General features: G+C 67.3%; 16 protein-coding genes. 5 read left to right on the plus strand and 11 right to left on the minus strand.

Translation table 11 applies throughout. The features are described from left to right. Positions 1–57 precede the first annotated feature (57 nt). The gene (locus ACSZL9_RS16965) at positions 58–1,812 is read left to right on the plus strand and encodes a TIGR03767 family metallophosphoesterase (RefSeq protein ID WP_446666701.1); all 1,755 of its coding nucleotides are present in this window, start codon (positions 58–60) and stop codon (positions 1,810–1,812) included. A 102-nt stretch (positions 1,813–1,914) separates the two neighbouring features. Here the strand turns inward: ACSZL9_RS16965 and ACSZL9_RS16970 are convergent, their stop codons facing one another. Then, positions 1,915–2,073, minus strand: coding sequence for a hypothetical protein (locus ACSZL9_RS16970; RefSeq protein ID WP_446666702.1), 159 nt, complete (start codon positions 2,071–2,073; stop codon positions 1,915–1,917). 83 nt (positions 2,074–2,156) lie between these two features. Between ACSZL9_RS16970 and ACSZL9_RS16975 the strand changes: the two genes are divergently transcribed. From ACSZL9_RS16975 to ACSZL9_RS16985, 3 genes are all read left to right on the plus strand, one after another. After that, a complete protein-coding gene (locus ACSZL9_RS16975; protein ID WP_446666703.1) occupies positions 2,157–3,047 on the plus strand; it encodes a LysR family transcriptional regulator in 891 nt (296 codons plus the stop codon). 115 nt (positions 3,048–3,162) lie between these two features. Continuing rightward, positions 3,163–4,536 carry a hemolysin family protein gene (locus ACSZL9_RS16980; protein WP_446666919.1) on the plus strand — a complete coding sequence of 458 codons (1,374 nt, stop codon included), beginning with the start codon at positions 3,163–3,165 and terminating at the stop codon, positions 4,534–4,536. Beyond that, the gene (locus tag ACSZL9_RS16985; RefSeq protein ID WP_446666704.1) at positions 4,537–5,571 is read left to right on the plus strand and encodes a hemolysin family protein; all 1,035 of its coding nucleotides are present in this window, start codon (positions 4,537–4,539) and stop codon (positions 5,569–5,571) included. Between the two features lie 18 nt (positions 5,572–5,589). On the opposite strand, the gene ACSZL9_RS16990 is transcribed toward ACSZL9_RS16985, so the two are convergent. After that, positions 5,590–6,603, minus strand: coding sequence for a GNAT family N-acetyltransferase (locus tag ACSZL9_RS16990; protein ID WP_446666705.1), 1,014 nt, complete (start codon positions 6,601–6,603; stop codon positions 5,590–5,592). 187 nt (positions 6,604–6,790) lie between these two features. Between ACSZL9_RS16990 and ACSZL9_RS16995 the strand changes: the two genes are divergently transcribed. Next, positions 6,791–7,576 (plus strand): esterase/lipase family protein, encoded by a 786-nt coding sequence (locus ACSZL9_RS16995; RefSeq protein ID WP_446666706.1) that lies wholly within the window; start codon positions 6,791–6,793, stop codon positions 7,574–7,576. An 80-nt stretch (positions 7,577–7,656) separates the two neighbouring features. On the opposite strand, the gene ACSZL9_RS17000 is transcribed toward ACSZL9_RS16995, so the two are convergent. From ACSZL9_RS17000 to ACSZL9_RS17040, 9 genes are all read right to left on the minus strand, one after another. Continuing rightward, positions 7,657–7,932 (minus strand): hypothetical protein, encoded by a 276-nt coding sequence (locus ACSZL9_RS17000; RefSeq protein ID WP_446666707.1) that lies wholly within the window; start codon positions 7,930–7,932, stop codon positions 7,657–7,659. A 27-nt stretch (positions 7,933–7,959) separates the two neighbouring features. Next, the gene (locus tag ACSZL9_RS17005; protein ID WP_446666708.1) at positions 7,960–8,412 is read right to left on the minus strand and encodes a heat shock protein transcriptional repressor HspR; all 453 of its coding nucleotides are present in this window, start codon (positions 8,410–8,412) and stop codon (positions 7,960–7,962) included. Continuing rightward, positions 8,412–9,419 (minus strand): DnaJ C-terminal domain-containing protein, encoded by a 1,008-nt coding sequence (locus tag ACSZL9_RS17010; RefSeq protein WP_446666709.1) that lies wholly within the window; start codon positions 9,417–9,419, stop codon positions 8,412–8,414. Before ACSZL9_RS17010 ends, ACSZL9_RS17005 begins: the two co-directional genes overlap by 1 nt. Before the next feature lie 84 nt (positions 9,420–9,503). Continuing rightward, positions 9,504–10,217: a nucleotide exchange factor GrpE gene (locus tag ACSZL9_RS17015; RefSeq protein ID WP_446666710.1), complete on the minus strand. Its 714-nt coding sequence runs from the start codon at positions 10,215–10,217 to the stop codon at positions 9,504–9,506. Then, complete coding sequence (gene dnaK / locus ACSZL9_RS17020; protein WP_446666711.1) at positions 10,214–12,106, minus strand: molecular chaperone DnaK; 1,893 nt, start codon at positions 12,104–12,106, stop codon at positions 10,214–10,216. Before dnaK ends, ACSZL9_RS17015 begins: the two co-directional genes overlap by 4 nt. Before the next feature lie 312 nt (positions 12,107–12,418). Beyond that, a complete protein-coding gene (locus ACSZL9_RS17025; RefSeq protein WP_446666712.1) occupies positions 12,419–12,886 on the minus strand; it encodes an N-acetyltransferase family protein in 468 nt (155 codons plus the stop codon). 202 nt (positions 12,887–13,088) lie between these two features. Beyond that, positions 13,089–13,556, minus strand: a complete 468-nt coding sequence (locus ACSZL9_RS17030; RefSeq protein ID WP_446666713.1) for a hypothetical protein — start codon at positions 13,554–13,556, stop codon at positions 13,089–13,091. 39 nt (positions 13,557–13,595) lie between these two features. Then, a complete protein-coding gene (locus ACSZL9_RS17035; RefSeq protein ID WP_446666714.1) occupies positions 13,596–14,186 on the minus strand; it encodes a GNAT family N-acetyltransferase in 591 nt (196 codons plus the stop codon). After that, positions 14,155–15,147, minus strand: coding sequence for a hypothetical protein (locus ACSZL9_RS17040; RefSeq protein ID WP_446666715.1), 993 nt, complete (start codon positions 15,145–15,147; stop codon positions 14,155–14,157). The genes ACSZL9_RS17035 and ACSZL9_RS17040 overlap by 32 nt, the downstream gene beginning before the upstream one ends. Positions 15,148–15,312 lie beyond the last annotated feature (165 nt).

Here is a 15,312-nt window from a genome sequence, read left to right on the forward strand (position 1 = left end):
CACACGGTCGCCGTTGACCGCAATGATGGACGCACGTCCAAGTAACCGAGGAGCGACATGACTTCCCTGCGACGCCGCACCGTGCTCGGCGGAACCATCGGCGGGCTGGCAGCAACAGCCCTGAGCAGCCACAGTGCCCAGGCGACAGACTCCGGCCTCAACTCCAGGTTCGACACCGGCTTCGATGCGAGCCGACATCGAGGACTGAGCCGTGCGCTCCTGCCGGAAGGGACGACCTTGGAGCAGGCCGCCGCCCCGGCGACCACCGGCGGCTACACCCGACTGGTCGCCGGACCGGGCTATCCGCTCGTCGTGCGCACCGACCTGAGCCCGGCGAAGCCGAAGCGGGACGACACCCGGCAGGCCCAGGCGTCGATCGTGCAATTCACCGACGTCCATGTCATCGACGCGCAGTCACCGGTGCGTTTCGAGTGGCTGCACCAGATCACCGGGTCCGCCTTCCGGCCGCACGAGGCGCTCGGCACCCAGGGCGGCGCCGAACTGGTCCGCCGGGTCAACGCGTTGCGGAAGGGACCGTTCAGCGGCCGGGCCTTCGACTGTGTCGTCACCACCGGTGACAGCTCCGACAACCACGAGAAGGTCGAGCTGGACTGGTTCCTGGCGATGATGAGCGGCGGCGCGATCACCGCGAACACCGGGTCGAAGACCTGGGAAGGCGTGCAGACCGCCGGCGACAGCTTCTACTACCTGCCCGAGTCCAACGCCCAGGACACCTACAAGAAGGTTGGATTCCCCACTCTCCCAGGGTTTTTCGACCGGGCGACCAAGACTCACACCAGCGACGGTCTCGACACGAAGTGGTACAGCGTCTTCGGCAACCACGACGACTCGATCGAGGGCACGCTGCCGTCCGACACTCCGATCCTCGCCGACCTCTACACCGGGCGCTTCAAGTTCACCGGCTTCGACAACACCAGCGCGACCCGTGCACTGCGGACCTCCGCGGTCGGCGGGCGGTCCGCCATCCCGAAGTCGGCGAAGCTGACCGACTCCGACTGGGAGGTGACCGCAGACGAGCGCCGGGCACCCTTCAGCCCACGCGAATTCATGGCCGCACACCTCGACCCGGCCGTTGACGGCCCTGGGCCGCACGGCCACGGCTTCACCGCCGACGCGGTCGCCGACGGGATCGGTTACTACAGCTTCCAGATCGCGCCGGGCGTCGTCGGCATCTCGATGGACTCCACGAACCGGGCCGGCTTCACCGACGGCTCGATCGGCGACGCGCAGTTCCGATGGATCAAGCGCACGCTCGAGGCGTCGTCGAGCCGTTACTACGACGGCTGGGGCATCGAGCACCGCAAACACGTCACCGATCAGCTCTTCGTGCTCTTCAGTCACCACACGAGCGACACGATGGGCAACCTGCTGCTCGCGCCGGACAAGCTCGAAATCCGCCACAGCGGAAGCGAACTCGTCAGCACGCTGCAGCGCTACCCCAACGTGGTCGCCTGGGTGAACGGCCACACCCACGACAACAAGATCACTCCGCACCACCACAACGACCCGACGCGCAGCTTCTGGGAGATCAACACCGCGTCACACGTGGACTTCCCCCAGCACGCGCGGATCATCGACGTCTGCGACAACACCGACGGCACGCTGTCGCTCTTCACCACCCTGATCGAGTCCGCCGCGCCCTACCAGGCCGCGTATGACGACGGGTCGCCCTCGGCGCTTGCGTCGCTCTATCGGGAGCTGTCCTACAACGACATCTATCGCGACCCGGACCGGAACGGCAGCACGGCCGATCGCAACACGGAGCTGTTGCTGAAGAACCCGCTCGCCTAAATCCCCACGACGAACATCCCCTGACCCGAACGGAACTGGGTCAGGGGATGTCGTGATTTTCTTCGGAGGTGTCGCCGGCGGTGTCGTCGGAGGAGGCCGGCATCAGTGGCGGCTGAGCCAAGGAGTCTGCTTCTCGATCAGCAGCTCCTGTGCGTCCTGCTGACTGCGCCAGAACGCCCGGACCTTGCTGCTGAAGCCGAGCGACGCCCGACCCCGGTCGTTGTGCTGGATCTTGTTGTTCAGTCCCTGTGTCGTGTTCATGACATCTATGCTGCCGAACTTAACTGTTCAGCACAAGCTGTGATTGCTTTATGATGGTTAAGACTTGCTGTAGTGTTGTTTGCATGCTCGACATACACCGCCTGAGGGTCTTCCGGTCCGTCGTCGCCAGCGGGTCGGTGCAGGCCGCCGCCGCCAACCTGGGCTACACGCCGTCGGCGGTGAGCCAGCACATCAACCAGCTGCAACGCGAGACCGGCTTGAGCCTCTTCGAGAAGGCCGGCCGCGGCATCTGCCCGACTCCGACAGGGCGCCTGCTGGCCGAGCACAGCGACGACGCCATGGGCGCTCTCGCACGGCTCGACGACGTGGTGACGGACCTTCGTCAGGGCCGCACCGGCAGCCTGTCGATCGCCTGCTTCTCCTCCGCCGGCGAGGAATGGGTCCCCCAGCTCGTCGCGAAGCTGCAGCGCGAGTTCGCGGACGTCCTGATCACGGTCGACCTCAACGAGCACTCCGAGGCATTCCGACCCGAGTGCGACCTCGACATACGCACCGAGGACCTGAGCGAGCCGCCCGTGCGGCTGAAGGGTTACACCCGCCACGAGTTGATGACGGAGCAGTATGTCGCGGTCGTCCCCGCGAAGCACCCGCTCGCCGACCGGGAGTCGGTCACGATGAGCGAGCTCGCCGAATACCCGTGGATCGACGACAGTGACGAGGCACAGACCTGCGGTCGCATCCTGCAGCGCGCGATCAACAAGTCCGGCGTCCGTCCCCGGGTGGTGGCCGAGTGCCAGGACCACCACACGAGTTTCGCGCTCGTCGCCGCGGGCATCGGCGTGACGATGGCGCCACGGCTGACGCTCGGTTCGCTGCCTCGCAAGGCGCGCGCAGTGCCGTTGGAGGACGCGGACGTCAGCCGCGGCATCGCGGTGCACGTGCGCGACGCCGCCGCGAGCAGCCCGGCAGTGCGCCGCACCCTGGACCTGCTGCGCACGATCGGCGGGGCCTGACTCCGCCCGGCGCCCGGAGGAGCGACGCGATCCGACCATTAGGATCGCGGTGTATGGACGACCCTCCGCCCCGTGCTCCGTCAGCGGACGCCGACACGGACGGTGATGTCACGTGCTGACGGAGTGGTTGCTGGTCGGCGTGGGCCTGGTCCTGACACTCGGCACGGGCGTGTTCGTCGCATCCGAATTCGCCCTGGTCAACCTGGACCGAAGCGAGCTCGAGGACCGCGATCGCGCCGGCGAGAAGGGTCTTGGGCACACGATCCGGGCACTGCGGATCACCTCGACGCACCTGTCCAGCGCACAGCTGGGCATCACCTTGACGACCCTGCTGACCGGCTTCACCTTCGAGCCGGCGGTCAGTTCCCTGCTCGGGTCACCGCTGCGCTCGATCGGCCTGCCGGGGAGTGCGGTGCCGGCGGTCGGCGGTGTCGTCGGTCTGGTGATCGCGACGATCTTCTCGATGCTGTTCGGCGAGCTGGTGCCGAAGAACTTCGCGTTGGCGACGCCGCTGCACACTGCGAAGGTGGTGGTGCCGCTGCAGGCGGCGTTCACCCGGATGTTCCGGCCGCTGGTCTCGGCACTCAACAACTCCGCCAATGGGCTCCTGCGGAAGGTCGGCGTCGAGCCGAAGGAGGAGTTGTCCGGGGCGAGAACCGCCGAGGAGTTGTCCTCGCTGGTGCGCCGGTCGGCGGCGCACGGAGCGCTGGAGGAGGACCACGCCCGGCTGCTGGGTAGGGCGCTGCGGTTCGCCGGTCGCTCCGCGCACGAGGTGATGACGCCCCGGGTGCGGATGGTGACGGTGGGCCCCCACACCACCGCCGCGACGGTGACCGACCTCGCGGGACGCACCGGGCTGTCTCGCTTCCCGGTGATCGGAAGAGACGCCGACGAGGTCGTCGGGGTCGTGCACGTCAAGCACGCCTTCGCAGTCCCGGTCGACCGCTGGACGCACGTCACGGCCGAGGAGCTGATGGTCGAGCCGGACCGCTTGCCGGAGTCGGTGAGCGTGGGGACCTTGCTGGAGGTGCTGCGCAGCGGCGGATTCCAGATGGCCATCGTGATCGACGAGTATGGCGGCACGGCCGGGCTGGTCACCATGGAGGACGTGGTCGAGGAGCTCGTCGGCGAGGTGCGCGACGAGCACGACAAGTCGGTGGTTTCCGTGCAACGACAAGGAGACTCGCTGGCCTTCGATGCCGTCCTGCGACCCGATGAGCTGGCGGAGCTGGCCGGGGTGCAGGTGCCTGAGGGTGACGCCTACGAGTCGGTCGGTGGGTTCGTCATCGAGCGCCTCGGCCGGATCCCGCAGTTGGGTGACCGGGTCGAGTTCGACGATGGCAGCCTGCAGGTCGAGCGCCTGGACGGGATGCGGATCGACCGCATCCGATTCATCCCGAAGTCCAGCCCGAAGACACTGGCTCCCGATGATGTGGCCGTTACCCCGGACGACGTGGCCGGCCGTGGCGAGACCGACGGGACGGCATAAATGTCCGACTACACGGGCCTGATCTGGCTGGTCGTGCTCCTGCTGGGGAACGCATTCTTCGTCGCGGCGGAGTTCGCGGTGATCTCGGCGCGCCGCTCGCAGATCGAGCCGCGGGCCGAGCGCGGCAGCAAGTCGGCGCGAACCACCCTGTTCGCGATGGAGCACGTGACGCTGATGCTGGCGACGAGCCAGTTGGGGATCACGGTGTGCTCGTTGCTGATCCTGAACGTGTCCGAGCCCGCCATACATCACTTGTTCGGAGCGCTGCTGGACCAGGTCGGAGTCGGCGCCGAATCCATCACGATCATCGCGTTCCTCGCCGCTCTGGTCTCGGTCACCTACCTGCACGTGGTGTTCGGGGAGATGGTGCCCAAGAACCTGTCCTTCTCGCTCCCGGACCGTGCGGCGCTGCTGCTCGCGCCGCCACTGGTGGCGGTCGCCCGGCTGGTCAAGCCCGTGGTGGTCGCACTGAATGCCACGGCGAACGCGGTCGTGCGCCTCTTCGGGGTGGAGCCGAAGGACGAAGCCACCAGCGAATACACGCGGGAGCAGGTGGCCACGATCGTGGCCGAGTCGAAACGCGAGGGCACGGTGCAGGACCGCACCGGCGCGCTGAGTGCCGTGACCGCCCTCCCCGCCAAGACGGTCTCCGACCTCGCCGTGCCGACGGGCGACCTGGTGTTGCTCCCGCGCGACGTCACTCCGGCACGGTTGCAGCAGGTCGTGGTCGACCACGGCTACTCCCGTTACGTCCTGACCGATCCCGACGGAGAGCCGACCGGCTATGTGCACCTGAAGGACGTGCTGGACCTGACCGGCCCCACGGACTTCCGCGAACCCGTCCCGGCCGAGCGGATCCGGCCGCTGATCAGCCTCGAGCCGGAGATGGACCTGGACGACGCGCTGACGAGGCTGCGGCGCACCGGGTCCCATGTGGCGCAGGTGACCGGTCCGGCAGAACACAACGGTGCGGTGTTTCTGGAAGACATCCTCGAGGAGCTCGTCGGCGAGATCGACGACACGACGAGTGCGTGATCCTGCGTAATCGCCGGACTACGGCCTCGTCGGATCGATGACCCACTCGGTCGACGTCTCGACGACCTCGAAACCGAGGTCGACATTGACCGAGACCATGTGCGCGTTGGTCTCGGCGTTCATCGTGCGCACGAAGGTCGGCTCCGGGTGATCCCGCTGGAGCCGCTGCAGATTGGCGACCTTGACCGCCATACCGAGGCGATGCCCGCGGTGCTCACGGTGGACGTAGGTCCCGAGCTGGACGGCGAAATCGACCGTCCCCTCCATGACCAGGTCGCTCTGGGCGACGACGGCACCCGACGCGTTGTGGATGGCCAACGTCGACAGGTGAATTCGTCCCTGCTCTGCCTCACGGTCATACATCCGCCGCAGTCGGTCGGGAGTGACCGCCTCGGCGTCGAAGTCGATCTCCCCTGACGGTGAGTCGACCGCCAGCAGGCGCATCAGTTCGGCGAGTCCGGGCAGGTGTTCCTCCGGCACCCGACCGACGAACGTTTCGACGCGATAGTCGTTGGCATACTTCGCCGACGCCGACTCCGCGAGCCGGATCAACCTCTCCTGCGGAACGGGAAGCGGGAGATGACGGGTGATGTCGTCCCACCCGTGCGAGAAGCCGGCAGCACGTGCGAATCGCACGAAGCCGTGCTGCTCGTCGAAGGAGCCCGGGACGAGTGTCTCCGCGAAGACCTGCGTCCGGCGCAGTGCTCGCGCCCGAGCGAGGCCGTGCTCGACGAGCGCACGGCCGACGCCCTGGCGGCGGTGAGCCGGCGCGACATCCACGATCGAATAGACCTTGTCGGTGTTGTCCTCCAGCGGGATGAACAACAGATTGGTGCCCTGGCAGGTGCCGTCCGCGTCGAACGAGGCGTAGAGCGCCTGCGCGTCCTCCGGGTCCGGGTCCCGCATCTGGATGACCCACGAGTCGTAGCTGACGGGTGAAAACCACGGCAGATCATGGGACTTGGTTGCGATGCCGACGTCGAAGACCGCACGCATGTCGGCGTCGTCACTCGGGTCGATGAGTCGGATCACGTCGAGCACGCTAGGCAAACCGCTCACCGGGCGGCAACCGATTTCCGCCGTGCCGATTCCGCACGCGCCAACTTACCGATCCGTAAGATTTCCTGAGTGAGCCAGATCACATCTCGATTCACACCTCGATGAAAGCGAGCCGCAATGTCCTCTCTGCGACGCATCACCCTCGGCGCTGCCGCAGGGGATGAATGACTGGTCATGCAAGCCGTCTGCCGCCCACCCCAATCCGGTCGTGCTGGTGCAGGGCACCTGGTCCAGCCGCTACGACAGCTTTGCCGCGCTGTCCCCCGCGCTGAAGAAACAGGGCTACTGCGTCTTCGGCGAGAACCTCGGCGGCAGCGACGCGATCCTGAGCAAGTTCCCCGGTGTATATCTGACCGGTCCGGTGAAGGACTCGGCCAAGCAGCTCAGCCAGGAAGTCGACAAGGTGCTCGCGGCCACCGGGGCGAAGAAGGTCGATCTGGTCGGCTGGTCACAGGGTGGCATCGTGGCGCGCGGCTACCTGAAGTTCTTCGGCGGCGCGAATCCGTCGATTCCCGCCGCCAACAAGGTCGACAATGTCGTGACGTATGGCGCCACCAACCACGGCACCACGTTGTCCGGACTGGCAACAGTGGCAAAGGCGTTCGGTCTGAACCCGGCACTGCCGAGCACACTGGGACAAGCAGCGGTGGACCAGGAGATCGGCTCCGACTATCTCAATGAGCTCAACGCCGACGGCGACACGATGCCGGGGATCGACTACACGATCATCGGGTCGAAGTACGACGAGGTCACCACGCCATACACCCGGACGTTCCTGACCGCGGGTCCCGGCGCGACGGTGCACAACATCACTCTGCAGGACGGCTGTGCCATCGACTTCAGCGATCACCTGCAGCTCGCGTATTCACCCCGTGTCATCCAGATGACGGAGAAGGCTCTCGGCTCGAACGTGCGCGTCGGGTGCACCCTTCGCACGCCGCTCTGAGTCCGGACCACCGCGTTACCTACAGCGAAACCGCCTACGGCCGTTCGGTCGTAGGCGGTTTTCCTGTGTCATTCGCTGTGTCATTCGCCGCTCGAACGGTGCTCGTCGAGCCAACCGTCGTGCTCCTCGGCGAGGGCATCGAAGCGTTTGGCCAGTGCGCGGGCGACGGCACCCGTCGGATCGTCGATGGTGTCCTGCATGACGTGGACCGCCCAGTCGACGTCTTCTGCGTCATCCTCGCCGGCAAGCGCCTCGGAAACCACTCGCACGGAAGTGAATTCGTCGTTGTCACGGAGCTCGTCGGCGACTTCCTCCGCGGCATCGCGCTCGGGGAAGACCATGAGGTACTCGATCACGGGCACCACTGTGCCAGAGCGGAGTGCTCAGCCGCGCTTACGCCATACGACCAGGGCGCGTTCGGTGCGGGCCGGGGTGACCCGCTCGCCGGGCCGCAACGGAGTGATCTGGCCGTCCGGGGCAGCGGCGAAGACCCGTCCGAGACCCTTGGCACGCTCCCGCTCCAACTCGTCGGACAGCTCGCGCACCCGGGAGCGCAGCGCACCGATCTGGTCCTCCAGTTGCAGGATGCGGCGGATGCCGGCCAGCGACACCCCCTCCTCCTGCGACAGTCGCTGGACCTCGCGCAACACGTCGAGGTCGTGCATCGAGTAGCGCCGCCCGCCGCCCCGTGTGCGGGACGGCGTGACGATGCCCAATCGGTCGTACTGGCGCAGCGTTTGGGCATGGATGCCCGCCAGCTGCGCCGCCGCGGAGATCGCGTAGATCGGCGCATCCGGCGGTGGCGGCGAGGCGCCGCGCCAGGATGACCGGACCATTACTGCGCAGCTTTCGCGTTCAGCTCGGTGCGCGGGTCGACGCCACGCTCGCGGTCCTGCTCGGCGAGCGCCTCGACGGCCTGCTTGGTCTCCTTGGTGAGCTTCTCGGGGACGACCACCTGCACGGTCGCGATCAGGTCACCCGCGCCGTTCTTGGCCTGGATGCCCTCACCCTTGACGCGCAGCTTGCGACCGGACGGGGTGCCCGCCTTGATCTTGACCTTGACGTTCTTGCCGCCGAGCGTCGGCACGGAGACGGTCGCCCCGAGTGCGGCCTCGGCGAAGGTCACCGGCAGGTCGATCAGCAGGTTGTTGCCGTCCCGGTGGAAGACCGGGTGCGGCTCGACGGTGACGTGCAGCAGCAGGTCACCGGGTTGTCCACCGCTCTGACTGGGGCGGCCCTTGCCGCGCAGCCGGATCGTCTGACCGTCCTTGACCCCAGCGGGGATCCGCGTCTTGATGGTCTGCCCGTCGGCGGCCTGCAGCGACACGGTCTCGCCCGCTGCCGCATCACGGAAGCTGAGCTTGGTGCGAGCCTCGAGGTCGGCACCCTTGCGCGGGCCGGCCTGATAGCCGCCGTATGGCGAGCCGTAGCCACCACCGCCGAACTGGCCGAGGATGTCGTCGAGGTTGATCTGCTCCCCGCCTCCACCGGTGGAGAAGCGGACGTTCTGTCCCCCACCACCGCCGAACATCGAGCCGAAGAGGTCCTCGAATCCGCCTGCGCCACCGCCGCCACCGGGGCCGCCTGCGGTGAATCGTGCACCGCCGCCGACCATCTGGCGCAACTGGTCGTATTCCTGGCGCTTGGCCGGGTCGGACAGGACGGAGTTGGCCTCGCCGATGTCCTTGAATTTCTGCTCCGCCGCGGCGTCGCCGGGGTTCTGGTCCGGGTGCCACTTGCGGGCGAGCTTGCGATAGGCCTTCTTGATCTCGTCCTCGGACGCGTCCTGCGACACGCCGAGGATCTTGTAGAAGTCCTTCTCGAGCCAGTCCTGACTAGCCATGCATCACTCCTAAAAAGTTGAAAGTCGTTGATCGAGTGGGGCTCTCGTCATGCACGCCCCACTCGACCAACGACTCGGGCTGCATCAGGACGGGTCCGCGACCGCGACGCGTGCGGGTCGGACCATGCGGTCGCCCAGCCGGTAACCCGGCTGCATGACCTGCACGATGGTGGTGCCTTCCGAACCCTCCGGCACTTCGGCCTCGATGTGCATCAAGGCCTCGTGGTGGGTGGGGTCGAACGCCTCACCCACGGCGCCGAACGCGGTCAGCCCCAGCTTGGTGAGCGTGGTGTCCAGCTTGTCGGCGATCTTCTCGAAGGGGCTGCCCTCCAGATCGCCGTGCTCACGCGCCAGGTAGATGTCATCGAGCACCGGCAGCAGGGACTCCAGCACGCGCGCAGTCGTCGCGTCCTTCTGGGCCTCGCGGTCGCGCTCGACGCGCTTCTTGTAGTTGAAGTACTCCGCCTGGGTGCGCTGCAGAGCGTCGAGCCGCTCGGCGGCGAGCGCCGTGTCAGGGTGCTCCTCACCGTCGGCAACGCCATCCGCAGCGCCGTCGCCTGCGTCCGCCGACGCGGTCGGCTCCTCGGCGGTGGGACGCTCCTGCGCGCCCGGGGCGGCGGTCTCGTCCGTCACCTTGTCCTCCGATCTGCCTTCGGCTGAGCTGCGCAGGTCGCCGTTCTCGTCGATCCGTCGCTTGTCGCGGATCACCGGTCCGGTGGCCTGCTCCTCTTCCTCCGGCCGCCGGCCGGGCTCCGGTAGATCGGAGCCCGGCTGCGCACCCTGAGTGGGGTCCGTCACTTGGAGTCACCCTCGTCGTCCACGACCTCGGCGTCAACGACGTCGTCGTCGGCGCCCGAGGCGGACTCGCCCGCGGCGTCACCGGCACCGGCGCCCGCTGCGTCGCCCGCCGGGGCCTCGCCGGACTGCTGCTCGGCGGCATACAGGGCGGCGCCCATCTTCTGCGAGGTCTCGTTGACCTTGTTGGTCTTGGCGGAAATGTCCTCGGCAGAAGCGTTTTCGTCCTTGAGGGCGTCCTTGAGCTCGGTCAGGGCCGACTCGACCTCGGACTTGGAGTCGTCCGGGACCTTGTCGCCGTTGTCGGCCAGGAACTTCTCGGTCGAGTAGACCAGCTGCTCCGCGGTGTTGCGGGCCTCGGTCTCTTCACGCCGCTTCTTGTCCTCGGCCGCGTGCTCCTCGGCGTCCTTGACCATGCGGTCGATGTCTTCCTTCGGCAGCGCGGAGCCACCGGAGATCGTCATCGACTGCTCCTTGCTGGTGCCGCGGTCCTTGGCGGACACGTGGACGATGCCGTTGGCGTCGATGTCGAAGGTGACCTCGATCTGCGGCACACCACGCGGGGCGGGTGCGATGCCGGACAGCTCGAAGTTGCCGAGCGGCTTGTTGTCCTTGGCGAGCTCACGCTCACCCTGGAAGACCTGGATCTCGACTGACGGCTGGTTGTCCTCGGCGGTCGAGAACACCTCCGAGCGCTTGGTCGGGATGGCGGTGTTGCGCTCGATCAGCTTGGTGAACAGGCCACCCTTGGTCTCGATGCCGAGCGACAGCGGGGTGACGTCGATCAGCAGCACGTCCTTGCGGTCGCCCTTCAGCACACCGGCCTGCAGCGCCGCACCGACCGCGACGACCTCGTCCGGGTTGACGCCCTTGTTGGGCTCCTTGCCGGTGAGGTCCTTCACGACCTGCGTCACGGCCGGCATACGGGTCGAACCACCAACGAGCACAACGTGATCGATGTCCTTGACGGTGACGCCGGCGTCCTTCATGACCTGCTCGAAGGGGCCCTTCGTGCGCTGCAGGAGGTCCTTGGTGACGTCCTCGAACATCGCGCGGGTGATGGACTCGTCCAGGTGGATCGGGCCGTTCTCGCCCATCGAGAGGTATTGCAGGCTGACATTGGTCGACGTCGCGCCGGACAGCTCCTTCTTGGCCTGCTCACCGGCGTCCTGCAGACGCTGCATGGCGATCTTGTCCTTGGACAGGTCGACACCGGTCTGGTTCTTCACCTGCTGGACCAGGTGGTTGACGATGCGCTGGTCCCAGTCGTCACCACCGAGCTTGTTGTCACCGCTGGTGGCGCGGACCTGGATGGTGGAGAAGCCGTCCTCCGGGTCCTTGCCGACCTCGAGGAGGGACACGTCGAAAGTGCCGCCACCGAGGTCGAAGACCAGGATGAGCTCGTCCTCCTTGCCCTTGTCGAGGCCGTAGGCCAGCGCCGCAGCAGTCGGCTCGTTGATGATGCGGAGCACGTTGAGGCCCGCGATCTCGCCGGCCTCCTTGGTGGCCTGGCGCTCGGCGTCGTCGAAGTATGCCGGCACGGTGATGACCGCGTCGGTGACGTCCTCACCGAGGTAGGACTCGGCGTCGCGCTTCAGCTTCTGCAGGATGCGGGCCGAAATCTCCTGCGGGGTGTATTTCTTGCCGTCGACCTCGGTGCTCCAGTCGGTGCCCATGTGGCGCTTGACCGAGCGGACCGTGCGGTCGACGTTGGTGACGGCCTGGCGCTTGGCGATGTCGCCGGCGAGCACGTCACCGTTCTTGGCGAACGCCACGACGGACGGCGTCGTGCGCCCGCCCTCGGCGTTGGCGATGATTTCGGGGTCGTTGCCCTCCAGGACCGCGACCGCGGAGTTGGTGGTGCCGAGGTCGATACCTACCGCACGTCCCATGTTCGTTTCTCCCTTGGTTGATGGTGCGTATGTCGTGTCACGCCGGACACAGAGCAGCCCCGCGTCATACCCGCGAAGTTGACTGGATCCGACTCAACTCCGGCGTCGCGGCCATGTCAAACCGACGACTCCAAAGTTGCGCTCACTAGACTCAACTTTCAACCTGGTCGAATGATTCCCGGGTGGCGGAAATTTTCCGGCGGGCTCGTCACCTGCCGTCGTTCCGCGGAAATCCGTGTGCCGATCGCGTTCCGTTCCCGGATTCCGATGCCAAACGGGAGTCAGAGCTCCCGGTTGGCATCGGCGAAACGCTCACTTGCCGCGGCGGTCGGTGCGTGCGGACCGATGAAGCAGTTGACGAGTCGAGGCGAAGCCGAGCCGCTGGTACATCGGAACCGCTCTGTGCCCCGAGTTGACCGTCACGCGTATGGCGCCGGCGCGCTCTGCGCACCGTGCGGCTGCGTCGACCAGAGCCGAACCGAGACCGCAGCCTCGATGCTGCGGCTCGACATACACCGTTTGGATGTCCGCTGCCAGGCGGTTCGTATCCCCGGGGCGAGGGATACGGGGCACGACCGCGACCCACGCCATCCCGACGATCTGCTCTCCATCTTCAGCAATGAAGGCATGATGAGTGTGCCGGTGGGCTGCCCACCATGCGGTGAGTTCGCTGGTGAACGCGGCGGCCGGTCCCGAGTCCGGAATTTTGCCCACAGTGTCGAGCCACAGCAGCCTGGCCAAACCTTCGATGTCGGCGTCGGTCGCCTCTCGGATCTTCACGGCGACGAGTATCGCAACCTGTGCCAAGGCTGCATGGCCGCCGGCTACTCATCGGTCGCGGGCGCCGGACCAATCATCGAAGTCTGAGCTGCGCGTGCGAGATTCGTGAACGCGGTTGCCGGAGGGCCAGACGTCTCGACAGAGCATTCGGTATGGCGCGCGATGTGCAGGGCCAAGTGCTCCGGCAACTTCTACCCTCGTTCTACCCTCGCAGTGCGCTGACGATCTCGTCGGCGGTGCGCGCGGTCGGCTTCCGGTTGAGCAACCCCTCTTTGCCGTATGTCCGCACCGACGGCAGCTGCGGCTGATGACGCCCGACCGCCACGTCGGCAACCACATGCTGCAGGCCGGTCCGGCCCAGCGGTATGACAACTCGCAGGATCGGCTCGTCAGCGGCAAGTGCGAACGCCCGAGGGAACGCTGCGCTGATCGCCGCCCACGCAGTCTCCTTGTCGACCGGGGCAACACCGGCCCGATCCGCGACAACGGTGCGCATTCGTGCGGCAGTCCGCGACCCGCCACTGGCTCCGCCACGCCTTCCACCTGCCGCACCGGCACCGCCGCCACCGATCGCGCCGCCGATGGAGCCACCCATCGCGCCGGCATCCGCGATGGACCCGACCAGATAGTCCTCGACCTCAGCCGGGACACGAGGATCCTGTTTGCGCATGGCCGCACTCTACGACGCGACCTGTGCGTCGGACCGGTGTCAGCTCCGAGCCGGCTCGAGTCGCACCACACGCCGCCGCAGGGTCGGCGAGGCGACCACCTCGTAGCCCGCCTCGAGGAAGACCTGTAGCAGCCCGACGGACGCCTCGTCCCAGATCACCTTCTTGCCCGGGGGCGGCTCCATCGGATAACCCTCCAGCACGCGGGCGCCGACCTGTCGGCCGTATTCGACTGTCGCCGCAGCGAGCTCATAGGTCAGACCCAGTTTGCGGTGACCCTTGGCCACGACGAAACACGTCACGGACCAGACACCTTCGAGCTCGGGGTCCATCCGCATCCACGGCTGCTTCCGCTGCCAGATGCGCGGGTAGTTCTCCCGCGGCTCGACCGCAACCCAGCCCGCGGGCTCGCCGTCGACATACCCGATCAGCCCGGACGTCGGGCCGTCCGTGACGCACGCGGTCTGCTCCAGCAACGCGGCGTCCCGCTGCTCCTGTGTGCTGTCCCGCCAGATCCAGCCGGGCACCTTCAGCGCCTGGCAGCGGCACTTGCGCGCGCCGCCCGCGGCGAAGACCGCCTCGACGTCGTCGGGCGTCGCGTCATTCGCCGGGAGCCACGTGAACTCGGGCATGCATTCGACCGTAGCGGCAGGCACGGACACCGGGCGCCGAAATCGGCCGGCTTGCCGTGCTGCCGCGCAGCACAGACCAGCCGAACGCGGCTGCAGCCGGCGGGGCGACGCATCCCAGCACGACCATCGCCACGGAGGGCTGTCCATGGTTGGCCAGCAGTACCTCGGTCGGGCCCTGCAGCGCCGCGGTGGTGCACCCGGTCCAGACCGCGAGCCAGGTTGCACGCGGACGACGGGTCGCGAACCGACGCAGCAGCGGGGCGGCATACCCGATGGCCACGAGGACGCCGGTGACTGCGACAGCGAGCCGCTGCGCGACCTCCTGCATCTGCGGCGGCCCGTCAGTGCCCGGGCCGAACACACCCCACCCGAGCATCGCGCCCGCGAAGGGCAGCATGCCGACGGCGCCGACCGCGACGACCCACGCCTGCGGACGGCGGGGGGCCCGCTGCAACACCTCACCCCATCGGATGAGGAAGTAGCGCCACGCGAGCACCGCGATCACGACGGCCAGCAGGCCGAAGCCGCCATACACCAAAGCGAAGACCCACCAGGCCATCTCGTCCATGCCGCTGGTGTGCAGGTTGCCGTCAAGCGCGACCTGCAGGATCCCACCGGCCGGCAGTCCCAGCAGGATCGGCGCGAGCAGTCCGGTCGCTCCGCCCGCGAGACCCAGCACGATCCAGGCGGGTGCCCGCCTGCCCCACGGTCGTGTAAGCCCGACCACCAGGAGGATGGCAAGCGCCTCGAGTCCGATGGTGACGCCGTTGCCGATGACCATCCGAGTGCTGTGCAGCTCGTCCGTCGCAGCGGTGGTCCGCAGGCCGATCGTGGAGCCGCCGAGCCACAGCAACTTCAGCGTGATGTATGGCGCCACAGCGGCGGCCGCGATCCAGAGAGCGACCGGCCGGCTGCGCGGCTCCATGCGCGATGCCGAACGCGATTCGATGCGCGAGTGCATGACGTTCCTTCGATGTGGTGTGACCCCGGAGGTCCGGGCGTGCATCGAAGCTAGAAGCATCGGCATTCGGGCGATTCCCCCTCAGGTGGGAATCGGCTCCCTCCAGCGGTTGAGACCGAAATCGGCACCCCGGGTGCCGAATTGGGCGAAACTTGTCGCTTCGTC

The organism is Flexivirga sp. B27 (assembly GCF_052905685.1).